Genomic DNA, 23,257 nt, shown 5'->3' on the forward strand with positions numbered 1-23,257 from the left:
ACAGGTTCACGACCAGGGTAGTACACCCGGGTTATGACCACTTTAACGCCAGAGTCGTTTTCATTACCGGCCCGGGTCCCCCGACGGGTGGCCGGATTTTTCGACCTCAGACCGGCTGGCTGCCCAGCACGGCGAGCAGGCGCGGGTTGACCTCGCCCTTCTCGTTCATACCGGTTGCGCGCTCGAATGCAAGGATGGCCTCGCGGGTGCGCGGGCCGGCGAGACCGTCGGGCTGGCCCACATCGTAGCCCAGCTTGCCCAGCAGCATCTGCACGCGCTCGACCACCTCGCGATTGGCGATCGCCTGTCCCGGGTCGAACGCTGCGTCCCAGGTGCCGATGGGCGCGAAATTGGCGGCCATGTCGATTTCGGCGGGCTGCCATGCGGCGAGCCGGTCGGACAGGACATTGATGGTTTCCGCTTCGAGCGAGCGGGCCACGTCCTCGCGGGCGGTCACCGCGTCCTCGTCGCCCGAGCGGGCGGCAAGCGAGAACCAGAAATAGGAATCCTCGAAACTCTGCTCGACCCCGAGCCCGCGCGCATGAAGCATGCCGAGGTTGAACTGGCTGTCGGTCAGCCCGCGCGCACCCGCTTCCTCGAACCAGTGCGCGGCGGCCTCAAAATCCTGAGTCTGGAGTTCCCCGCCCGCATAGAGCGAGGCAAGGTTGTGCATGGACATGCGGTTGCCCGCCTCGGCGGCGCGCTGATACCAGAGCCGGGCCAGTTCGAGGTCGCGGTCGACCCCGCGCCCGCTCTCGTAAAGATTGCCCAGCCGGTACTGCGCCGGGGCGAAGCCCTGCGCCGCCGAGCGTTCGTACCAGGCGGCGGCCTGAGCGAAATCCTGCTCGACCACATGGCCCTCGGTAAAGATCGCGCCGATCTCGAACTGGGCTTTGGAATCCCCCGCTTCGGCGGCGGTGCGGAGCAGTTCGGGTTCGATGGTGTCGGGCACGCTGATCTCGGGCAGCACCGCCGTGGCGGGCGGCGTATCGGGGATGCTGGCGGTCATCGTGCGGTCGATATAGCGGTCAGGCGGGTTGCCGAGCGCGGCGGTCTGGATGGGATCGACTGCTCCGGCATCGAGCGTTGCGGGCGAGAGCGCGGACGGCGCATCGATCATCCGCACGCCCGACATGAGGCTGCTGACATCGCCGGCGGCCTCGACGGGCTCTTGGGCGGGTGCCTGCGGCTCGGGCGCCGGGGCCTCGGCGGGAACAGGAGGCGTTGCCGCCTGCCGGATGGGCGCATCGCCGCCTGTAACGCGGTTGAGCACCAGCGGCACGGCAAGAGCGATGACGACGACCAGCGCGGCGCCGAGCAAAAGGGCGCGGCGGTTGCGGGCGATGAACCCCGGCTCGAACCCCTCCGCCTCTGATGCAGTCTCGACCGGCGGGGCAACGAACGGATCGGCTTGAGGCTCGATGGCCGGTGCGGGCTCTGCTTCCTGCGGCGCGTAAGCCTCCTCGGCCTCCGCTTTCTGGAACCGGGACAGCGCGCGGGCGATCAGCGATCTGGAGGCGCTTTCCTCCTCGGGCTGCTGGCGGGCGGAGCGCCGCGCGGCTTCGATGAAATTGGAGCGGCTGGCAAGGGGGCGCGACCCGGCTGTCTCACCCGGTTCGGCGCGTTCGGCGGCAAAGGGCCGCTCGGGCTCGTCGGCAAAGCTCGACTGCGGCTTGACCGGGCGGGCGATGGTTTCGGGATCGAGATTGAAGCCGGGCGCCGCCTGGGTCCGCGCGGTCTCAAGAGTGATGGCCGGGTCTTCGGACAGCACCTTGCGCGGCGCGCCCGATACCGGATCGGCGGGCATGGTGTCGGACGGTTCGCGGCGGCGCGGCCGGGCCTCGGCAGCGGGCGTCTCATGCCGCGTGTTGAGCATGGCCTCGAGGCGGCCGAGCCGGTTGTCCACCTGCGCGATGGAATCGCGCACGATATTGAGGCCGGGATCGGGTTGGGCGGTCTCGGGCTCGGCGGAAAAAAGCGCGGCCAGCCGCTGCTCGAGCGCATCGAGATCGGCCTTGGCGATGACCGGTGTACTTTCCGCCCCCGAATCGATGCCGCCGCGCGTGCGCTCGACGATGAGGTCGGCGAGCGCGTCGAGGTCGGGGGCCTGCGCCTCGACGCCACGCAGCGCGGCAAGGGTTTCGAGCTGGGCGCTGGTCTTTTCGACCGTCTGGGCGATGTGGCGAAGCTGGGTCTCGATATCGCCCGGCATGGCGGGCGCGGCAAGGGCCGCCAGTTGGGGCTCGATGGCCGAAACGATCGCGTCGCGCAGTTCTTCGATGGAAAAACCGAGATCGGCGCCAGCGCCCCCGCTCGGCGGCATCGCCGCGATCCGGTCCTGCAACGCATCGATACGCGCCAGAATTTCACCGGCATCGCTGCCCGAAGCGGCGATCGCCGAGGAGATCGCGCCGACCTCGCGGCCGATCCGCTCGATCTCGGGGGAATCCCCGCCTCGCGCCATTTCCAGCGCGTCGATGCGGTCATAGATGTTGCGCACCGTTTCCTGGATGGCCTTGAGCCCGGCATCCTGACGGTCCTGAAACTGCTGGTTGCGCCCGGTGGATTCGACCTGATAGGAGGCCAGCCGGTCGACCGTATCGGCGAGCTGATCGATGCGCTGGACTTCGCCATTGTTGCTCACCGCCCCGGCCAGCATCTCGATGACTTCGCTGAGCTGGGCAACCTGGGCGGCGATATCGGGCTGGTTGGCGAACCGGTCGAACCGCGAGGCCATCTCGGCCTCGAAGCGTCCGATCCTCTCACCCAACGCGTTGAGCGTATCGGCAAAGCCGGAAAGCTCCGCGGTCTGGGCGGCGGGAGCCGGACTGCGCGCGCCGGTCTGGCGGGCGCGGATCTGGTTTATGGCATCGGCAACGCTGTCGCGGACCACCCGGTTCGCCGGATCGGGGCTCGGAGGCGTTTCGGGCTCGGACCGGTCGGCGAGCCGGTCGACCGCCAGACGCACCGAGCGCAGGGCCTCGTGGCGGCGGCCTGTATCCCGTGGGCGCGCGGCGGGCGGCGGTGGAGGCGGCGGCGTATGCCGGGGCTGCCGGACGCCCGCGACCTGATCCTCGACATGATCGAGCAGCGCCACGATCTCGTTACGCAGGCTTTCCCATTCGGCGCCGTCCTGCCGGACCCCGCCCCGGCTGGTTCTGGCTGGTTCGTCCCAGTCGTGATGTGGATTCGTACGCGCCATGATCAAGTCCCAACAGGCTCCCGCAGGCGCCATTTCGTGACAGTGGAATCGCCCCGCTGTACAGTCCCGTTTTTATGGTAAATATCGCGTTAACTTAGCCTGCAATCTGCAAAATTTGCTATTTCCCCAGGCATCGGCATATGCACAATCCGGCGAACCGGGCAAAATGAAGGTGCGGCGTGGACTCAGATTACGATCTCATCATCATCGGGGGCGGGATCAATGGATGCGGGATCGCGCGCGATGCCGCAGGACGTGGATTTTCGGTATTTCTGGCCGAGATGAACGATCTGGCCTCGGCCACGTCCTCGGCCTCGACCAAGCTCATCCATGGGGGGCTGCGCTATCTGGAACACTACGAGTTCCGGCTGGTGCGCGAAGCGCTCAAGGAGCGCGAGGTCCTTTGGGCCATGGCACCCCACATCATCTGGCCGCTGCGATTCGTGCTGCCCCACCACAAGGGCCTGCGTCCCGCCTGGCTGCTGCGGCTGGGCCTGTTCCTTTACGACCATATCGGGGGCCGCAAGCGCCTGCCCGCCACCGCAACGCTCGATCTGTCCAAAGACCGGCTGGGCGCGGTGCTCAAGCCCGGCCACCGGAAGGCGTTTGAGTATTCCGATTGCTGGGTGGACGATGCCCGGCTCGTTGTCCTCAACGCCCGCGACGCGGCGGCACGCGGCGCAACAATTCGCACCCGGCTCAAGGTGGTGTCCGCCACCCGCAAAGACGGGCACTGGGAAGTCGATCTGGTCGATACCCTGACGGGCAGGACCCAAACCGCGACGGCGCGCATGCTGATCAACGCCGCGGGCCCATGGGTCGATACCGCGCTGGCCGGATCGGCCGATCAAAAGGACGTGCATCGCGTGCGGCTGGTCAAGGGAAGCCATATCGTCGTGCCGAAACTCCATGACGACCCGCGCTGCTTTTTCTTCCAGAATTCGGATGGACGCATCTTTTTCGCCATCCCCTATGAGCGCGATTTCACGCTGATCGGCACCACCGACCAGGACTATGAAGGCGACCCCCATAAGGTTGCGATTTCGGACGAGGAGATCGACTACCTGCTCGCCGCGCTCAACGGCTATTTCAAGCAGACCGTAGGCCGGGACCAGATTGTCTGGACCTATGCCGGGGTGCGCCCGCTTTACGACGACGGCGCGTCCAAGGCGCAGGAGGCGACGCGCGATTACGTCCTCAAGCGTACCGGCGAGCCGGCGCTGCTCACCGTCATCGGCGGCAAGATCACCACCTACCGGCGGCTCGCCGAATCCGCGCTGGACCATATCGAGGCGGTGCTGGGCAAACGCGGGGACCGGTGGACCGGCCAGTCGCACCTGCCGGGCGGAGATTTTTCCATCGATGGCTATGGGGAACAGGTTGCCGCGCTGCTGGCCGATTATCCGTTTCTTGAGCCGGCCACCGCGGAAAGGCTCGTCCGGCGCTACGGCACCGAGGCGCGGACGATATTGGGCAAGGCCACCGGCACCGCCGATCTGGGGACCCATTTCGGTGCCGGGCTCTACGAAGCCGAAGTGCGCTTCCTGATGGACCACGAATGGGCGCGCGATGTCGAGGACGTGCTGTGGCGTCGCACCAAGATGGGACTGCGCGATGTGGACAAGCCGGCGCTCGACGCTTTTATCAGGGGGCGGGCATTGCAGGGCGCGGCGGGATCGCCATAGGTTGCTATGCTCATTGGCCTGGGCTGGCACCGCTGCACCCCTCATCCGAGCTTTCGCTTCAGGCGAAAGCCCACCTTCTCCCGCAAGGGGAGAGGGTTGGGAGTGAGGGGTGTTGCGATGCTGACCGGGAGGCTTCAATGCCGACTGAGCCGGACAGGCAGGAATAATCGGGAGGAACGCAGTGGCAAAACACATCATTGCCATCGATCAGGGCACCACATCGTCGCGGGCCATCATATTCGGCCCCGACATGGCGCCCATTGCCTCGGCGCAAAAGGAGTTCACCCAGCATTTCCCGCAATCGGGCTGGGTCGAGCACGATCCCGAGGAGATCTGGGAGAGCGTCGTCTGGTCGGTGAGGACCGCGCTGGAAAAGGCCGGGATCGGGGCGGAGGACGTCGCGGGCATCGGCATCACCAACCAGCGCGAGACGACGCTTTTGTGGGATCGGGCGACCGGCACGCCGATCCACAACGCCATCGTCTGGCAGGACCGGCGCACCGCGCCTATCTGCGAGGCCCTGCGCACGGAAGGGCACGAGGCGAAATTTTCCAACCGCACGGGGCTGATCCTCGACCCCTATTTCTCCGGCACCAAGATCAAATGGCTGCTCGATAGCGTCGATGGCGCGCGGGAAAAGGCCGAAAAGGGCGAACTGGCCTTCGGAACGGTCGATGCCTTCCTCATCTGGCGGCTGACCGGGGGCAAGAAACATCTGACGGACGCCACCAACGCCAGCCGTACGCTCATCTACAACATCCGCGAAAACCGCTGGGACGAGGAACTGGCCGGACTTCTCGACGTGCCGCTTTCACTGCTGCCCGATGTCAGGGACTGCGCCGATGATTTCGGGGAAACCGATCCGGCGCTGTTCGGCGCGGCCATCCCCATTCTCGGCGTGGCCGGCGACCAGCAGGCGGCGACCATCGGGCAGGCGTGTTTTGCGCCCGGCATGCTCAAATCGACCTATGGCACGGGATGCTTTGCGGTTCTCAACACAGGTGAGCAATTCGTTGCGTCGGAAAACCGATTGCTCACCACCATCGCCTACCGGCTCGATGGCAAGACCACCTATGCGCTCGAAGGCTCGATCTTCATCGCCGGGGCGGCGGTGCAATGGCTGCGCGACGAACTGGGGATCGTCAAATCCGCCGCCGACACGGGCCCGCTGGCGCAAGAGGCCGATCCCAACCAGCAGGTCTATCTCGTCCCGGCCTTTACCGGGCTCGGCGCGCCCTGGTGGGACCCGGACGCGCGCGGGGCGATCTTTGGGCTGACGCGCGGGTCGGGGGCGGCCGAAATCGCGCGGGCGGCGCTCGAATCGGTCTGCTACCAGACTTATGACCTGCTTTCGGCCATGCACAAGGACTGGGCGGGCAAGGACGGCCAGACCGTCCTGCGCGTCGATGGCGGCATGGTCGCCTCGGACTGGACCATGCAGTTCCTCGCCGACATCCTCCATGCGCCGGTCGACCGGCCCACCAACCTCGAAACCACCGCGCTGGGCGCGGCATGGCTCGCCGGATCACGCGCCGGGGTCTGGCCCGACGCGGAGGGCTTTGCCCAAAGCTGGGCGCGCGACAAGCGGTTCGAGCCGGAAATGGACGGGGCGTTGCGCGCGCGAAAGCTCGAAGGCTGGGCCGATGCGGTGCGGCGTACGCTTTCGGGGTATGGGCGGCAGGAGTGATCGGGATGCGGTGCATGTTGTGGGCACCGCTGCCCCCTCACCCCCAGCCCCTCTCCCTCAAGGGGAGAGGGGGGCTCGTAAGCCGAAAACATCCGCAGGGTTCCCTTCTCCCCTTGAGGGAGAAGGTGGCCGGAGCGTAGCGGAGGCCGGATGAGGGGTGCTGCGGTGCCAACCGGAAACCCGAGCATCAATACAACCCACTCCCCCCTTGCGTCCGGCCCCGGATCGTGGTGATTTGCTTTCCCTTTGTGCTTTGCACGTAAACCATTTGCAGATCAGACGACCGCCATGAAAAGTGCCGCCCGCAAGGCCGCTGCGCGCCGCAGCGAAGGGCCTGCGATCTTTACCATTGCCGAACTGGCCGATGCGTTCGGCATCACCCACCGCACGCTGCGCTTTTACGAGGACAAGGGCATGCTGCGCCCGCGCCGGATGGGCAATCGGCGGCTCTATTCCAACCGCGACCGGCTGCGCCTGCGCATCATCCTCGATGGCAAGCAGGTCGGCCTGACCCTGCGCGAAATCCAGGAATATCTCGATACCTACGACCTGCGCGACGGCTCCTACGATCACCTGCGCCGCGCGCTCGACAAGGTCCACCACCAGCGTCACCTGCTCCAGCAGCGCCGCGCGGCGATCGAGAAATCGCTCAGCGAACTGGCGCGGGTGGAAAAGATCATCGAGGGCATGCTCGCCGAACCGCAGGACCCCGACGGGCGGGGGGATATTATTTAGCATCGCTGCCCCTCACCCCAACCCTCTCCCCCCGTGGGAGAAGGTGGGCTTTCGCGCAAGCGAAAGGTCGGATGAGGGGGCCAGCGGCGCTCGCCGCTATCCAACCAAACCACCAGCTCCTTATGTCGAACTTGTGTCGCCGCCCCCGATCCGCTAGACGCGAACAGATCAGGCGGGGAAACGGCATATGAGCCATCGCATCATCATCGTTGACGACCACCCACTGTTCCGCTCGGCGCTGCGCCAGACGCTCGAGGGCGCGGGGAACGGGTTTGCGTTCGAGGAAGCGGGCGATATCGAGGGGCTTTTGGCGGTGCTCGAGGCCAACCGCGATTGCGACCTCATCCTGCTCGACCTCAACATGCCCGGCGTGCGCGGATTTTCGGGGCTGCTTCTGCTACGGGCCCAGTTCCCGGAAGTGCCGGTGATGATCGTTTCCGCTGTCGAGGATCCGGCGGTGATCCGGCGCTGTTTCGATCTGGGAGCCTCGGGGTTTCTCTCCAAGTCGGAAAGCGCGGCGCGCATCCGGCAGTCTATCGATACCGTGCTCGGTGGCGGGCTGTGGCTGCCCGAGGACGTTACGCTGGCGCGCGATGCCGAGGAGAGCGAGCAGACCGAAATGCTCTCGCGCCTCGGCACCCTCACCCCCCAGCAGGTACGGGTGTTGATGATGCTGTCGGACGGGCTGATGAACAAGCAGATCGCCTATGAGCTTTCCATTTCGGAAGCGACCGTCAAGGCGCACGTCTCGGCGATTTTGCAAAAGCTCAATGTCGACAGCCGCACCCAGGCGGTGATCGCCGCCTCCAGGATCGAGCAGGGCCAGTTCGAGCAACTTGTCGAATCGGACGGCTAAAGCGTTTCCAGAATAAGTGGGCACCACTTATTCTGGAAACGCGATAAATCAAAAACGCTAACCCTTTCCCGTTATTGCCCGGGTTCTGAGCGCCAGAATGTGGCGGGCGATGGCCCAGAGGGCCGGGGTCTGCTTGATGGTGCGCTTGAGGCGGCGTGCCGCAAGAAGCAATGGCGCGACGAGGCGGCCGGCGAGGGAAACCGGGATCACGCTGTCATAAACGGTCGTTGCCTTGGTCCAGTCCGTCTTGTAGTCGAAATCGCCCAGGCCCATGTCGAACGAGCCGACGCCGTCCCGGCGCAGGTCGTCGATGAGGAACGAGAGCATCACCCCCATCAGCGAATATTTGGCCGCCGGGCCATCGGCGGTCGAATTGATATATTGCGAATAGTGGGTGGGGGTCGTCACCCCCAGGCTCGTGGCAAGAATCTCGTCGCCCGCATAAAGCGCGTGATAGCGGAAAATGGGCTTTTCATTCCCCAGCGATGCGATCGCAAGCGAACGGAACAGGGTCTGGAACGGTGCTTGGGCGAAGATGTTCTCGACCCCCATCTTCCTGAAGCGCCGGGCGCGCTGGTCGAGAAAGACGGCATGGATGCGTTCGACCTCCGCCACGCTGGCCGCGGCGCGCACCGAAAGTTCGCCATGCCCCTCGATGAGCCGGCGCCGCGAGCGGCGGATATTGGTGCGGCGCTTGTGTGGAAGCGCCTCATCGATAAACAGGCCATCGCCGGTGTCGAGCGTACCAAGATAAAGATTGTTGGGCGCCGGCACATGGGGGAAGGCGAGCAGCGGATTGGCGTGACCCTGCCACTCGGGCACGAGACAATGGAAGGAAACCAGATCGGCCCGCGCCCTGGCCCTGTTGAGCGCGCCAAGCGCGTCCCCGAGCACCTCGGGCGTCAGCCGTGCGGCATAAGCGGGGTCGTAAACCAGCGCGTCGGAATTGGAGATCGGCATGCCGATCAGTTGCGCGATGCGCACCCCGAACCGCCGCGAAATACCGAACGGCATGAGCGCCACCGGCCTCGCGCCCTCGGAAATGACCACAATGGCGATAGTATCGGGAAGGTCGAACCCGGCGCTGCAATAGGCGGAAATCCACTCAAAGCGCTGATAGGGCGTCATCGTCGCGCGGGTCTGGAGCGCGCGCCAGACCGGCTCGGCTTCGGCAAGGCCGAAAAAGACCGACACGGTCAACCCTTCCGCCGCAAGGGCGGAGTGGGAAAAGGTCATCGGCGCATCGGTAAGGGCCTGGGTTGTCATCGTTCCCTGTCTTTCGTCCGTTCCGGGAACTATGACGGAAATTTCCTATCTAAGCCTGAACCTTGCGCCGTGCGGGGCGGGCTATCGGACCTGTTGGTTAAAGATCCGATAACCCCGACAATAAAGAGCGGCGAACCGTGCCGTCAGGCGGCCGCGACGACCTCGACGAGTTCGACGTCGAACACGAGGTCCTTGCCGGCCAGTGGATGATTGGCGTCGACCGTGACCTCGGCGTCGTCCACCCCGACAACCGTCAATTGCATCGGCTGGCCATCGCCGCCGGTCGCCTGCAGGCGCGCGCCGATGCTGAGGTCGATGCTGGGCGGAATGCGGTCGCGCGGCACGGTCTGGACCGCTTCGGGCCGGTGGGGGCCATAGGCGTCATCCGCCGGGATCGAAACCGTCGCGCTGTCGCCGACGGCCATGCCCTGCACCTGCGCGTCGAGGCCCTTGATGATCTGGCCGGAACCGAGCTGGAACTCCAGCGGCTCGCGGCCTTGCGAGGAATCGAACTGGGTGCCGTCAGTGAGGCGGCCAGTATAGTGAATACGCACAGTGTCCCCGTGCTTTGCCTGGGTCATGCTGTGTCCTTTTTGGGCTTGTGTTTGCTCGGGGCACGACGGGCGCAATGGCCAGCACTGTCCTGCCCGGCGAAAATGGACGCGAACCGCCCGGTTCGCGCCATGCGGCTCCCAATGTAGGGGGCGAGCGCGCGATGTAAACCGCCCGCCGGTCATTTTATCGAAGCTCTAGAAACTGGTGCGGGCCTTCAGCGCCTGGGCCAGCGTGCCCTCATCGAGATAGTCGAGCTCGCCGCCCACCGGCACGCCATGGGCAAGGCGGGTGACCTTGACGCCGGTTCCCGCGAGCCGGTCGGTGATGTAATGGGCCGTGGTCTGCCCCTCGACCGTGGCGTTGACGCCGATGACGATCTCGCTGTAGTCGGCGGCCCGCCGCGCCAGTGCATCGATGGAAAGATCGTCGGGGCCCACCCCGTCGAGCGGAGACAGCACCCCGCCCAGCACGTGATAGCGCACCGGCCCCACCCCCGCCCGCTCGAGCGCCCAGAGATCGGCAACGTCCTCGACAACGATCAGCAGGCCCGATTCGGCGCGGCGCGGATCGGCGCAGATCGTACAGGGCGAGATCGTATCGATATTGCCGCAGGTCTGGCACACCTTCACCGCCTCGACGGCGCGATCGAGCGCCGCCGAGAGCGGCACCATCAACTGCTCTTTTTTCTTGATCAGATGCAAAACCGCCCGCCGCGCCGACCGCGGCCCCAGCCCCGGAAGCCGCGACAAAAGCTGGATAAGCTGCTCGATCTCCGGCCCGCCGGATGCGTGGGACATGGTCAGGAGGCCTCGGAGCTGAACGAAACGGAACGGGCCCCCGTCGAAATTTGTCCTCGGGGTAACATCGCACCCCCCTCATCCGACCTTTCGCTTGCGCGAAAGCCCACCTTCTCCCACGAGGGGAGAAGGGGAACCGTGGGGCCACCCCTTTCGCCATCTCCCAAGAGTCCAAAGAAAACACCCTCCCCTTGATGGGGAGGGCTGGGGAGGGGTGAAGCCACGCGCGCGAATCCATGAGCGCCAACCCTGACGGTGACGGAAGGTATTCGGGCGGGCTCGGAGGACTTCATCGCCATCAGAAAGGAAGCTTCATCCCCGGCGGGATGGGCAGGCCGGCGGTAATTTCGTTCATTTTCTGCGTCATGAATTCCTCGCCCTTGCGCCGCGCATCGGCGTGGGCGGCGACCAGCAGGTCCTCGACGATCTCGGCCTCCTCGGGCTTGAGCAGCGAAGGGTCGATCCTGACCCCCCGCAACTCGCCCCGGGCGGTCATCGAGACGGTCACCATGCCCGCCCCGGCGTTCCCTTCAACAAGGGTCGCGGCGGCTTCGGCCTGGATGTCCTGCGCCTTTTTCTGGAATTCCTGGGCCTTCTGCATCATGCCCATGATGTCTTTCATTGGTCGTCCTCCGGGTCGAGCGGGATATCTTGGCCGTGCGCATCAGCCTCGTCTTCGTGGTGGCTGCGTGTCCTGATATTGACCAGCCGCGCGCCGGGAAAGGTTTCCATCACGGCCTTGACCAGCGGGTCGCGCAGGGCCTCGGACCGCGCGTCGTCCTCCTGGGCTTCCCGCGCCTGACGCAAGGTGGGCCCGTCGATCTCGCGGTTCGAGATGGTGACGAACCACGGCTTTCCGGTCCATTCCTTGAGGCGGGCCTGAAGCACGGGCACGATGGCGTTGTTGGCACCGGGCACCATGGCCACCTCGATGCGTCCCACCTCGAAGGTCACCGGCTTCATGTCGGCTTCGAGCGCATGCTTGAGCATCACGTCACGCTTTTCGCCTGCCAGCGCAACCAGTTCGGCATAGGTGCGCGGGTTGGCGAGCGCGGCAGGCTGGGGCTGCGGGGCGGGCGCATATTGGCGGCTGGCGAGAGGGGCGGCCTGGGCGCGGGTCTGATAGCCGCCGCCATTGGAGGGCGGCGAGGCGGTGGGGCTAGAAGAAGGCGCATCGCTTCCCTGCGCGCCGAGCTTTTCGATCAGCTCGTCCGGGCTTGGCAGGTCGGCGGCGTAGGCCAGCCGGATCAGCACCATTTCGGCGGCCTGCAAACCGTTGGCCGACTGGGCGATCTCGGCAAGGCCGCGCGAAAGAATTTGCCATGTGCGCGTCAGGATTCTCAACCCCAGTTTTTGGGCAAATTCGGCCCCGCGCGTCCGCTCGTCGGGGGTCAGCACGGGATCGTTGGCCGCCGCAGGCACGATCTTGATGCGGGTGACCAGATGGGTGAATTCGGCAAGATCGGTAACAATGGTCGCAGGGTCGGCACCCGAATCGTAAAGCCCGCGCGCCTCATCGAGCGCAGCGGCGATGTCGCCACCCATGAGCTTTTCAAAAAGGTCCACCACCCGCGCGCGGTCGGCCAGCCCCAGCATGTCGCGCACCGCCTGTGCGGTGATCGCGCCATTGCCATGCGCGATGGCCTGGTCGGTCAGCGACAGGCAATCGCGCACCGAACCCTCGCCCGCCCGCACGATCATGGCCAGCGCCTCGGGCTCGACCGAAACCTGTTCCTTTTCGAGCAGCCCGCCCAGATAGTCCGCCATCACCTCGGGCGCGATGCGGCGCAGATCGAAGCGCTGGCAACGCGACAGGATCGTCACCGGCACCTTGCGGATTTCGGTGGTGGCGAAGATGAACTTCACATAAGGGGGCGGCTCTTCGAGGGTCTTCAGCAGTCCGTTGAAGGCCGAGGTCGAGAGCATGTGCACTTCGTCGATGATGAACACCTTGTAGGGCGCGCTCATCGGCGGGGTGCGGGTCATGGCATTGATTTCGCGGATCGAATCGATGCCGGTGTTGGACGCGGCGTCCATCTCCATCACATCGACATGGGTGCCCGCGATGATCTCGGCGCAGTGGAGCCCCGGTTTTGAAAGATCGAGCGTTGGGTGCGCCCCGCTCTCGTCGGCATAGTTGAAGGCGCGCGCAAGGATGCGGGCCGTCGTCGTCTTGCCCACACCGCGCACGCCGGTGAGGATAAAGGCGTGGTGGATGCGGCCAGACGCAAAGGCGTTGCCCAGCGTGCGGACCATGGCGTCCTGCCCCACAAGGCTTTCAAAGCTCGATGGCCGGTACTTTCTGGCCAGAACCTTATACGGCGTCTGTGGGGTCTCGGGGGTCGCCATCGCATATCGCTGTGAGGGAATCGCTGAATCGGCGGTTAGAGTGGCCGATAAGTGGGAGGCTGACAACGACCCGCGCCGTACTCGTTAGGGCTGCTTCCTTCCGGACCTGACCCGGTTGGCGAGCGGTTCGTCCGCCACCAACCTCCCGGACCCTATGTGCGGCATAGAAAGGGGTATTGCAAGAGGGAGCAGAAGTCAGAATACAGGTATCAGGTATCAGGTATCAGAGGAGTACCTTCTGATACCTGGCTTCTGATTTCTGACGTCTGATCACGGCGCCGAATCGGCGATCGGGTACACCCCCAGCAGCTTGATGTGGTCCGAGAAGAACCCCAGTTCCTCAAGCGCGTATTTGACGTTCTGGTCGTCGGGATGGCCCTCGATATCGGCATAGAACTGGGTGGCGGTGAATGAGCCGCCCACCATGTAGCTTTCCAGCTTGGTCATATTGACGCCGTTCGTCGCGAACCCGCCCATGGCCTTGTAGAGCGCGGCGGGCACGTTGCGGACGCGGAAAACGAAAGTCGTCTTGACCTTCTGCCCGTTTGATTTGGGCGTTCGGGGTTCGCGCGACATGATGAGAAAGCGCGTGGTGTTGTGCGCCGCGTCCTCGATATTTTCGGCGAGCACGTCGAGCCCATAGATATCGGCGGCAAAGCGCGAGGCGATCGCCGCCACCGACCTGTCGGCCTTGCTTGCGATCTCGCGGGCCGAGCCGGCGGTGTCCACCGCGTTGATCGTGCGCAGATTGTGCTTCTTGATAAAGGTCCTGCACTGGCCCAGCGCCACCGACAGCGACTGGACGGCCTTGATATCGGAGAGCGTTGCGCCGGGCACGGCCAGAAGGTTCATGCGCACCGGCAGGTAATATTCCCCGATGATGTAAAGCCCGCTTTCGGGCAGGATGTGGTGGATATCGGCGATGCGGCCATAGAGCGAATTTTCCACCGGCACCACGGCGTAATCGGCCGTGCCGGACTGCACCGCTCCGATGGTCTCCTCGAAGGTGACGCAGGGCAGCGGCTCGTCATCGGGGAAGACGGCAACGGCCGTTGCGTGGCTGAATGCGCCCAGTTCTCCCTGAAATGCGATCTTGCGGCCCATGTCGATTGTCCCGGCAGTTTTGGAAAGGCCCGTTCTATTGACCCTTGCGGCGTTCAAGTCAATTGCACAAAGGGGCGCTTTGGGTTAGGGCTCGGGGGGAATTGTCGCATCTGGATGATCCCGGTTGCACGGGCCAAAGCTTCTATTATAAGGTCCGCGCGCGGGCAGGTTTTGCTGATCTGCCGGCGCCGGCGGGTAACGGTACGGAGAGACCGAGATTATGAATTCATTCGAACTCAACAAGATTTTCGGCGCCATTCTTGGCACGCTGGTTTTCGTCATGGGCGTGGGCTTCATCGCCGACGAGGTTTATCGCCCGATCGAAAATCGCGGTTCGACCTACCTTCTGCCCGAGCCCGAAGCCGGCGAAACGACCGAAGTGGCCGAGGCGCCCGGGGTTGAGCCCATTGCCGTACGCATGCAGACGGCAACGCCCGAAGCGGGCCAGAGCCTGATCAACCGCTGCCAGTCCTGCCACGACTACTCGCCCGAGAACGCCAACCGCACCGGGCCCGGCATCCACGATATCGTGGGGCAAGAGATCGCCCATCACGAAGGTTTTGCCTATTCGGACATCCTGACCGAAATGGGCGCTGCTGGCGAAGTCTGGGATTACGAGCATCTCGATGGCTTCCTTGAGTCGCCCCGCACCTATGCACCGGGCACCAAGATGACCTTTGCCGGTCTGTCCAACCCGATGGACCGCGCCAATCTCATCGCCTTCCTGCGCTCGCTGTCCGACGATCCCTATCCGCTGCCCGAGGCCGAGGCTCCCGCGGCAGAAGAGAGCGGCGATGATGCGGCACCCGCCGACGACGCCCCTGTCATCGATACCGAAGATACGCCGAGCGCCGAGGAAGAAATCGACCAGCCCGGCAACTGATCGGCGAGGCGGACAGCTTCATTTGAAATCAACAAGGAGCCGTGCGAAATTCGTTCGGCTCTTTTTATTTGCGGGAGGATACAATGGCGCTGCTCATCCATCTTACGGGCGTCAATGAAAAAGCCTGGGCGGAAGGATTTCGGGGCGCCCTGCCCGGCTATCCGGTGTTCCTGCGCTCGGATGATTACGACCCCAAGGCCATCCATTATGTCTTTGCCTGGAAGCCGGAGGCGGACGCCTTCGAGGGCATGGACAACCTCAAGGCCATTCTCTCGCTGGGCGCGGGGGTCGATGCGCTGATGCAGCACCCCGCATTGCCGGACGTGCCCATCGTCCGGTTCGTCGACAAGGAACTCACCCATTGCATGAGCGACTATGTGATCGCCAATGTGATGATGCACCAGCGGCTTTTCACGCGCTACGCCGCGCACCAGAAAGCAAAGGTCTGGAACCAGTTCTACCCGCCCGCCTCATCGGAAATCTCGGTCGGCATCATGGGGCTCGGCACGCTGGGGCTCGACGCGGCGGAAAAGCTCAAGGTCATCGGGTTCGACGTCTGCGGATGGAGCCGGAGCAAGAAAGAGGTGGAGGGCGTCGAGACGTTTGCGGGCGACGGCCAGCTCGATGCCTTCCTTGCGCGCACGGATATCCTCGTGTGCCTCTTGCCGCTGACCCCCGAAACGCACGGCATCCTCAACATGGACACCTTCAAGAAACTCCGGCGCGGGCCGCTGGTCGGCGGGCCGGCGCTCATCAACGCGGCGCGCGGCGGGCATCAGAAGGAAGCCGATATCGCCGCAGCGCTGGAAGACGGAACGCTTGCCGCGGCCAGCCTTGACGTCTTCGAGGTCGAACCGCTCCCCAAGGACAGCCCGCTCTGGGACCTCAAGACCTGCTTCATCACCCCCCACATCGCCGCGATCTCCAACGAGCGTTCGGGCGTCGAATATTTCAGCCAGATGCTCAAGGACCACGAAGCCGGTCAGCCCCTGCGCAATGTGGTGGACCGGAAGCGGGGGTATTGAGGCCAACCTCGTTCACTCCAATACCTTCTCAGTGGTTGCCCGGCGCTGTCCGGGCAATCAAGCTCTCCGGAGCGTTAGAGCGCGTCAGTATTGATGAAAACAGCCAGCATTATGATGGCGGCGGCATCGTTCTGGCAATAAATCCCGGAATGACACCTGGTTTTTTGCGGATTTAACCGTCTCTCCCATGTCACCCCGGTATTCATTACCGGGGTCCAGTGCAGGGCTTCCACAAGCGTGGAAGCCTAGCGATTCCACGAAAACCTAATACGTTCTGGATAAACCGGGTGATGACGGATTGGGAGGAAATCAGGTCACGTGGACTCATGCCGTGCCGTATTTCTCCCTCAACACCGCATAAAGCGACCTGATGCCCTGATCGGTGCCGCCGAAGGGGCGGCCGGGGCGGGCCTCGGGGGCCCACCCGAAGATGTCGAGGTGGACCCAATCGGTTCCCGGATCGACGAACTTTTGCAAGAACAGGGCCGCCGTAACCGAACCGGCCATAGGGGCGCTGGTGATGTGGTTCACATCGGCGATCTTGGAGGCCAGCATTTTCTCGTAACCTTTCCAGAGCGGCATGGGCCAGACCGGATCGTCCTCCGCCAGCCCCGCCTCAACGATCTTGCGGCCCAGTTCCTCGTTGCGCGCGTATAGCGGGGGCAGTTCGGGGCCAAGCGCGATGCGGGCCGCACCAGTCAGCGTGGCCATATCGATGATGAGATCGGGGTTTTCCTCGTCGGCCAGCGCCAGCGCATCGGCAAGGATGAGGCGGCCTTCGGCATCGGTGTTGCCGATCTCGACGGTCAGCCCTTTACGCGATTGCAGCACGTCGCCGGGGCGGAAAGATGCGCCCGAAATCGCGTTCTCGACGATGGGCAGCAGCACCCGCAGGCGGACCTTGAGCCTTGCATCGATGATCGCGTGAGCAAGGCCGAGCACGTTGGCGGCCCCGCCCATGTCCTTTTTCATCAGCGCCATGCCCGAGCCCGGCTTGATATTGAGCCCGCCGGTATCGAAGGTCACGCCCTTGCCCACCAGCGTCAGTTTTGGATGGTTTGCCTGCCCCCACGAGAGATCGATCAGGCGCGGCGGCGCGGCGCTGGCCCGACCCACCGCGTGGATCATGGGGAAATTCTCGTCGATCAGCGTATCACCCGCGATGACCGTGACCTCCATCTTGCGCGCCCGGGCAAAATGGCGGACCCATGCCTCGAAATGCTCAGGGCCGAGATCGTTTGCAGGCGTATTGATGAGGTTGCGCGCGATCGTTCCCGCTTCGGTCAGCCGGGCGACTTCCGCACCGTCCGCCCCCTCGGGCAACTCAAGCACCGGCGCCTCGGGCCGGGAGGCATAGCGGCCGAACCGGTAGGCGCCCAGCGCGAAGGCCAGCGCGGCGCGCGTCGGGTCGCCATAATCGCCTTCGAGCCGATAGCTGCTGGGGACAAGCGCGGCCGCGGCGAGCCCGAGCACCAGGGGCGCGGGTTCGGCCGATGCGCCCATGCCGAACAGATACCCCTTGAGCGTGCCGTCCGCGCCGGGAAGGGCCAGAAGCTTGCCCTGCTGGCCCCCGAACCCGTTGGCCTTCGCCCATTGCCGCACGGCCCCCTCAAGCGGGGTGGCCTCGAAACGGTCCTCGAATATGCAGGTGATGGGGCGTGTGGCGGTCATGGGCAAGGCATCCATTTCACTTTGGTTCGTTGGTCTTCGGCTTCCCCGGCAGTCATCGCAACACCCCTCATCCGACCTCCGCTTCGCTCCGGCCACCTTCTCCCTCAAGGGGAGAAGGGTGACCCTGCGGATATTGCGGCTTTTGAGCCCCCCTCTCCCCTTGAGGGAGAGGGGTTGGGGGTGAGGGGTGCTGCGATGCCAGCCAAATCTGACGTCGCCATAAGCTAACGCGCCGCGCCCGCACGGGCAATCGCGGCACTGGCCGTTTTAACCGCCTGTTAGGGTTAATAATTTACTTCTCGCCAAGTGAACAGCCGCCCTTGCCCGGGGCGTTCTTGTTACCGATCAGGAGTGTGCGATGGGGCTTGCCCCGCTTTCCCGCATGGTGCGGACACTGGTTGTGGCTGGCGCCGCCGCGCTGATCCTTTCGGCCTGCGCGGCCAACCGCGCGGGGCAGGCCGTCAACGCCGACTATTCCAATCTTTCCGGCCCCCAGATCCAGGCGAGCGTGGCCGATCTTGCCGCGCGCTATCGCGCCGATCCACGCAACAAGGCGCTGGGCATCCATTACGCCGCCGCCCTGCGCGCCGCCCAGCAGAACGCACAGGCCATCGCGGTGATGGAAAACCTGATGACCGCATACGGCACCGACGCCGATGTCAGCCTCGCCTATGCGCGAGCCCTCGCCAGCGAAGGCCGCTTCACCCAGGCGCTCAACGTCGTCGATCAGGCGATCAACCCCGTGGCGCCCGATTGGGACGCGCTCTCGGTCCGGGGTGCCGTTCTCGACCAGATGGGTGAACACGCGCTGGCCCGGCAGGCCTATTCCCAGGCATTGCTGCTGGCGCCCCATCAGCCGGGCCTTCACGCCAATCTGGGTCTTTCCTATGCCATGACCAACGAACTGCCCCAGGCCGAAAGCCACTTGCGGCAGGCCGTAGCGCTGCCCGGCGCCTCGACGCGGGTGCGCCAGAACCTTGCATTGGTCGTGGGGCTGCAGGGCCGCTTCGATGAAGCCCGCACCCTTTACGCCGCCGAACTGCCACCCGATGCGGTGAGCGCCAACATGGACTACATCCGCGCCATGCTGACCCAGCAGAACCGCTGGGAGGCGATCAGGGGGGACATAGCGGGGTAGGCAAAGCCAAGCTCCCCCGGCTGGCATCTCCGCACCCCTCATCCGACCTCCGCTTCGCTCCGGCCACCTTCTCCCGCAAGGGGAGAAGGGATTCCCGGGGGTGCCTCAGCTTACGAGCCCCCCTCTCCCCTTGCGGGAGAGGGGTTGGGGGTGAGGGGTGCTGCGGTGCCAGCATCAACGACGTCAGGCATTTAGAGCGCCTAACAGAACCAGAGATGGCCACGATGGGGTTTGGACGAGTCGGATGCAAGGACAGGCGCGCGGGCGATACCGGGGTATCGCCAAGCGACTGGACACGGCAGGCGGCCGTCCAAACCCCACCTGCGGCGCGCGGAATTTGTCCATCCGCTGCGTTCCCGCGCTTGCCGATACCTTGGTATCGGCTGCACGCGGCGCCTTGCGGGCTGAACAAATTGCGCGCGTCGTGGCCGTCTCTGGTTCTGTTAGGCGCTCTTAATCAGGCGCTGTTCTCCGAAGACCTTGATTGTGACGGCAAGCTGCGTCATAAGGGCCGTGGTGTGCATGGCTGTGTGCCGCGCGTGTCAAATCGTTGAAACAACTAGAGACTTTAACCCGATGGACGACCCTTCCAGTCGTATCTGGACCGTAAATGGTGTCGCCCCTTACGCGCTGCGTCTGAGCTTTCCGGGTTAAGCCCGCCGCCTCGGTCGCCGTTCGTAAAGGACGGCGCGGAATCAACCGAGGTGCCCTATGACCTTCGATACCCTCGCCCGCGAGCTTGAATCCGGTTCGGATGCCGATGCCCGCATCAACCGCGAATTTCTCGCAAACCAGCACGCCGCTGACATTGCCCAATTCATCACCGACCACCCCGCCGACATAGACTGGCAGGTGCTCGACATGCTCGATTTGCCCCGGCAGTCCGAGGTTTTCGGTTATCTCGACCGTGACCTGCAGGTCGAGCTTGCCAATTGCGTGCCGCGCAAGCGCCTTGCCGAAATCGTGACGGAAATGGATTCGGACGACCGGGCCGACCTTTTCAATGCACTCTCCGAAAGGGAGCGGGAGGCGCTGCTTCCGGCGCTCTCCCATGCCGAACGCGAGGACATCCGCCGTCTTGCCTCCTATGAGGAGGGCACCGCCGGGTCGATCATGACTTCCGATTATGCGGTGCTCACACCCGAGCTGACCGCCCGGCAGGCCCTCGACAAGCTGCGGCTCGAAGCGCCTGAAAAGGAGACCATCTACCGCGCCTATGTGGTCGATGAGGACCGCAAGCTTGCGGGGTCCGTGCGCCTGCAGGACCTGATCCTCGTTGCTCCGGCAACCAGGATCGAAAAGATCATGGAGCGCAATACGCTCGCAGTGCGGGTCGATGAGGACCAGGAAGAGGTCGCCCGCAAGATCGCGCACTATGACCGGCTTGCCCTGCCGGTCATCGATGCGGATGGCCGGATCGTGGGCATCGTCACCCATGACGACGCGCTCGACGTTCTTCAGGAAGAGGCCACCGAAGATTTTCACAAATCGAGCTCGGTCACCGGTCTTGCGGAAGGTATCAAGCAGGCGACGATCTTCATGCTCTACCGCGCGCGGGTGGCGTGGCTGGTGCTGCTGGTGTTCGGCAATATCTTTTCGGGCGCAGGGATCGCCTATTTCGAGGACACGATCGCCGCTCATCTGGCCCTGCTGTTCTTCCTGCCGCTCCTCATCGCCTCGGGCGGCAATGCCGGGGCGCAAGCCGCGACCCTCATGGTGCGCGCCATGGCCACGGGCGATGTCCGCACCAAGGACTGGGGCCGGATGCTGGGCCGCGAGACGCTGGTGGCACTGCTTTTGGGGCTCACCATGGCGGTGGCGATCTACGGCATCGGCGCCTGGCGCGGCGGCATCGAGATCGCGGGGGTGGTGTCGGTCTCGATGATCCTGATCGTGCTGGCCGGTTCGCTGATCGGCATGACGCTGCCATTCATCCTCACACGGCTCAAGCTCGACCCGGCAACCGCTTCGGGCCCGCTGGTCACCTCGATCTGCGACATCGTGGGTGTGGTGATCTATTTCTCGATCGCACGGATGGCGTTGTTCTGAAACGGCTCAATAATTGCGCATTTTCCGATGCGGAATCCCGGCGTCCATGAACTCATCGCCATAAGCGATGAACCCCAGACGCTCGTAAAATCCCACCTTGTCGGATTGGGATTCGAGGTAGCAGCACTCCTGCCCCTTGCCGGCGGCGTGGGTCACCGCAAAGCGGATCATCTCCGCGCCCAGCCCCAGCCCGCGATGGGACTCGGCCACCGCCACGCGTCCGATCTTGGCGTGATCCCCCTTCCAGAGCACGCGCAGCACCGTAACCACCGCCCCATCGGCTATCCCCACGATATGGGTTGCGGTCATGTCCTCGGCGTCGATCTCGAGGTCCTGGGGCACCTTCTGCTCGATGACGAACACCTCGCGCCGGAGCGCAAAGCCCAGATTGGCCAGCGGGGAGAAGACCGGGACCGCGAGGATGGTGAGGTCAGGCAAAAACGCTCGCCCCCCTGTCCGCCGCACCGACGAGTTGGCGGAAACCGGCGAACAGTTCGCGCCCCATGCCGTGATGCGCCTCCTCGAGATTTTCCGAGGCCGGGGTGCGCGCGAGGAAAGCGTGCTCGTCGCCCAGATAGGAGAGCGTTCCGGCCGCGGCATCGAGCCGGAGCATGTCGCCATCGCGGATCTTGGCGATCGGCCCGCCATCCGCCGCCTCAGGGGTCAGGTGGATCGCGGCGGGTACCTTGCCCGAAGCGCCCGACATGCGCCCGTCGGTCACCAGCGCCACCTTGAGCCCGCGATCCTGCAGCACGCCCAGCGTGGGGGTGAGCTTGTGCAGTTCGGGCATGCCGATGGCCTTGGGGCCCTGAAAACGGATCACTGCAATGAAATCGGAAGTCAATTCGCCTGCCTTGAAGGCGTCCTGCAAACCCTGCTGTGTGTGAAAGACGCGGGCCGGGGCTTCGATGACCTGATTTTCCGGCTTGACCGCTGAAACCTTGATGACCGATTTGCCGAGATTCCCCGAAAGGAGCTTTAGCCCGCCATTGGGCGAAAAGGGCGCCGAAGCGGTGGTCAGCACCTTGGGATTGCCGCTCTCCCTGGGGGCGGGCTCGTAGCTCAGTTCCTCGCCGATAAAGCGTGGTTCCTTGGTATAAGCTTCCAGCCCCTTGCCCCAGACGGTGGTCACATCGTCGTGCAGATAGCCTGCGTCGAGCAGTTCGCGGATGAGGAAGGGCACACCGCCCGCCGCATGGAAATGGTTCACGTCCGCCAGCCCGTTGGGATAGACGCGCGCCAGCAGCGGCACGATGTCGGACAGCGCCGACATATCGTCCCACGTCACGTGCAGCCCCGCCGCTCTGGCCATGGCGATCAAATGCATGGTGTGGTTGGTCGAGCCGCCCGTTGCGTGCAGGCCCACAAGCCCGTTGACGATGGCTTTTTCGTCGATGATGTGCCCGGCGGGGGTATATTCGTTGCCCTGCGCGGTGATGGCCAGCGCGCGTTTGGTGGCGGCTTTGGTCAGCGCGTCGCGCAGCGGCGTGCCGGGGTTGATGAAGCTCGAACCGGGCAGGTGCAGGCCCATGATTTCCATGAGCATCTGGTTGGAGTTGGCCGTGCCGTAAAAGGTGCAGGTGCCGGGGCTGTGATAGGATTTGCTCTCGGCTTCGAGCAGTTCGGCCCGCCCCACCTTGCCTTCCATGTAAAGCTGGCGTACGCGCGCCTTTTCGTCGTTGGGCAGGCCCGTGGTCATCGGCCCGGCGGGGATGAAGACGGCGGGCAGATGCCCGAAGGTCAGCGCGGCGATCAGGAGGCCGGGCACGATCTTGTCGCAGATACCCAGGTACACCACCGAATCGAACATGTTGTGCGACAGGCCCACGGCGGCGGCCATGGCGATCAGATCGCGCGAAAAGAGCGACAGGTCCATGCCGGCCTGCCCTTGGGTCACGCCATCGCACATGGCGGGCACACCGCCCGCCACCTGCGCCACCCCGCCCGCCTCGCGCGCCGCTTGTTTGATGAGCGCCGGGTACGTTTCATAAGGCTGATGGGCCGACAGCATGTCGTTGTAAGAAGTGATGATGCCCAGATTGGGGATGATGTCCCCGGCCAGCGCCGCCTTGTCGCGCGGGCCGCAGGCGGCAAAACCGTGCGCGAGGTTGCCGCAGGAGAGCACGCCGCGGTGCACACCCTTGTCGCGCGCTTTTTCAAGCCGGTCGAGATAATCCCGGCGCGAGATTTCGGAGCGGGCCGCGATGCGGTCCGTCACGTCCTTGATTGCAGCTTTGACGGTCATTGGAGCCTCC

The 23,257-nt window shown here is 64.6% G+C and carries 18 protein-coding genes and 1 other RNA gene; 8 read left to right on the plus strand and 11 right to left on the minus strand.

Annotation, left to right across the window (positions count from 1 at the left end; all coding sequences use genetic code 11):
* Positions 1–106: 106 nt before the first annotated feature.
* Entirely contained in the window at positions 107–3,202 is a 3,096-nt protein-coding gene (locus tag DQG18_RS05265; protein WP_116653176.1) for an SEL1-like repeat protein, read from the minus strand.
* Between the two features lie 179 nt (positions 3,203–3,381).
* Between DQG18_RS05265 and glpD the strand changes: the two genes are divergently transcribed.
* The 4 genes from glpD (at position 3,382) to DQG18_RS05285 (ending at position 8,165) form a co-directional block, all read left to right on the plus strand.
* Complete coding sequence (gene glpD, locus DQG18_RS05270) at positions 3,382–4,887, plus strand: glycerol-3-phosphate dehydrogenase (RefSeq protein WP_116653177.1); 1,506 nt, start codon at positions 3,382–3,384, stop codon at positions 4,885–4,887.
* Positions 4,888–5,068: 181 nt separating this feature from the next.
* A complete protein-coding gene (glpK, locus tag DQG18_RS05275; protein ID WP_116653178.1) occupies positions 5,069–6,574 on the plus strand; it encodes a glycerol kinase GlpK in 1,506 nt (501 codons plus the stop codon).
* A gap of 288 nt (positions 6,575–6,862) precedes the next feature.
* Positions 6,863–7,309 (plus strand): MerR family transcriptional regulator, encoded by a 447-nt coding sequence (locus DQG18_RS05280; protein ID WP_116653179.1) that lies wholly within the window; start codon positions 6,863–6,865, stop codon positions 7,307–7,309.
* 187 nt (positions 7,310–7,496) lie between these two features.
* Positions 7,497–8,165: a response regulator transcription factor gene (locus DQG18_RS05285; RefSeq protein ID WP_116653180.1), complete on the plus strand. Its 669-nt coding sequence runs from the start codon at positions 7,497–7,499 to the stop codon at positions 8,163–8,165.
* 57 nt (positions 8,166–8,222) lie between these two features.
* Here DQG18_RS05285 and DQG18_RS05290 read toward each other — a convergent pair whose 3' ends face one another.
* The 7 genes from DQG18_RS05290 to DQG18_RS05320 all read right to left on the minus strand — a co-directional run bounded on the left by DQG18_RS05290 (position 8,223) and on the right by DQG18_RS05320 (position 14,236).
* Positions 8,223–9,431, minus strand: coding sequence for a GNAT family N-acetyltransferase (locus DQG18_RS05290; RefSeq protein ID WP_116653181.1), 1,209 nt, complete (start codon positions 9,429–9,431; stop codon positions 8,223–8,225).
* A gap of 143 nt (positions 9,432–9,574) precedes the next feature.
* Positions 9,575–10,012 (minus strand): FKBP-type peptidyl-prolyl cis-trans isomerase, encoded by a 438-nt coding sequence (locus DQG18_RS05295; RefSeq protein ID WP_116653182.1) that lies wholly within the window; start codon positions 10,010–10,012, stop codon positions 9,575–9,577.
* Positions 10,013–10,180: 168 nt separating this feature from the next.
* Positions 10,181–10,783, minus strand: coding sequence for a recombination mediator RecR (recR, locus tag DQG18_RS05300; RefSeq protein ID WP_116653183.1), 603 nt, complete (start codon positions 10,781–10,783; stop codon positions 10,181–10,183).
* A 298-nt stretch (positions 10,784–11,081) separates the two neighbouring features.
* The gene (locus DQG18_RS05305; protein ID WP_116653184.1) at positions 11,082–11,405 is read right to left on the minus strand and encodes a YbaB/EbfC family nucleoid-associated protein; all 324 of its coding nucleotides are present in this window, start codon (positions 11,403–11,405) and stop codon (positions 11,082–11,084) included.
* The gene (locus DQG18_RS05310) at positions 11,402–13,153 is read right to left on the minus strand and encodes a DNA polymerase III subunit gamma/tau (RefSeq protein ID WP_425454215.1); all 1,752 of its coding nucleotides are present in this window, start codon (positions 13,151–13,153) and stop codon (positions 11,402–11,404) included. The genes DQG18_RS05305 and DQG18_RS05310 overlap by 4 nt, the downstream gene beginning before the upstream one ends.
* 30 nt (positions 13,154–13,183) lie before the next feature.
* Positions 13,184–13,278, minus strand: an RNA gene (gene ffs, locus DQG18_RS05315) — signal recognition particle sRNA small type.
* A gap of 124 nt (positions 13,279–13,402) precedes the next feature.
* Positions 13,403–14,236, minus strand: coding sequence for a prephenate dehydratase (locus DQG18_RS05320; RefSeq protein ID WP_116653186.1), 834 nt, complete (start codon positions 14,234–14,236; stop codon positions 13,403–13,405).
* A gap of 220 nt (positions 14,237–14,456) precedes the next feature.
* On the opposite strand from DQG18_RS05320, the gene DQG18_RS05325 reads away from it, so the two are divergent.
* Positions 14,457–15,119, plus strand: a complete 663-nt coding sequence (locus tag DQG18_RS05325; RefSeq protein WP_116653187.1) for a c-type cytochrome — start codon at positions 14,457–14,459, stop codon at positions 15,117–15,119.
* 83 nt (positions 15,120–15,202) lie between these two features.
* A complete protein-coding gene (locus tag DQG18_RS05330) occupies positions 15,203–16,144 on the plus strand; it encodes a 2-hydroxyacid dehydrogenase (RefSeq protein ID WP_116653188.1) in 942 nt (313 codons plus the stop codon).
* A gap of 324 nt (positions 16,145–16,468) precedes the next feature.
* Here the strand turns inward: DQG18_RS05330 and DQG18_RS05335 are convergent, their stop codons facing one another.
* Positions 16,469–17,815, minus strand: coding sequence for a leucyl aminopeptidase family protein (locus DQG18_RS05335; RefSeq protein WP_116653189.1), 1,347 nt, complete (start codon positions 17,813–17,815; stop codon positions 16,469–16,471).
* 358 nt (positions 17,816–18,173) lie between these two features.
* Here DQG18_RS05335 and DQG18_RS05340 point away from each other — a divergent pair, with 358 nt between their 5' ends.
* The gene (locus DQG18_RS05340; protein ID WP_116653190.1) at positions 18,174–18,953 is read left to right on the plus strand and encodes a tetratricopeptide repeat protein; all 780 of its coding nucleotides are present in this window, start codon (positions 18,174–18,176) and stop codon (positions 18,951–18,953) included.
* Between the two features lie 711 nt (positions 18,954–19,664).
* Positions 19,665–21,002, plus strand: a complete 1,338-nt coding sequence (gene mgtE, locus DQG18_RS05345; protein WP_116653191.1) for a magnesium transporter — start codon at positions 19,665–19,667, stop codon at positions 21,000–21,002.
* A 6-nt stretch (positions 21,003–21,008) separates the two neighbouring features.
* Here the strand turns inward: mgtE and DQG18_RS05350 are convergent, their stop codons facing one another.
* Positions 21,009–21,440 carry a GNAT family N-acetyltransferase gene (locus tag DQG18_RS05350; RefSeq protein ID WP_245958371.1) on the minus strand — a complete coding sequence of 144 codons (432 nt, stop codon included), beginning with the start codon at positions 21,438–21,440 and terminating at the stop codon, positions 21,009–21,011.
* On the minus strand, positions 21,433–23,247 hold the full coding sequence (gene edd, locus DQG18_RS16485; protein WP_116653193.1) for a phosphogluconate dehydratase: 1,815 nt from the start codon (positions 23,245–23,247) through the stop codon (positions 21,433–21,435). The genes DQG18_RS05350 and edd overlap by 8 nt, the downstream gene beginning before the upstream one ends.
* Between the last annotated feature and the right edge of the window lie 10 nt (positions 23,248–23,257).

Source organism: Pelagibacterium sediminicola (genome assembly GCF_003390885.1).
GTDB lineage: Bacteria > Pseudomonadota > Alphaproteobacteria > Rhizobiales > Devosiaceae > Pelagibacterium > Pelagibacterium sediminicola.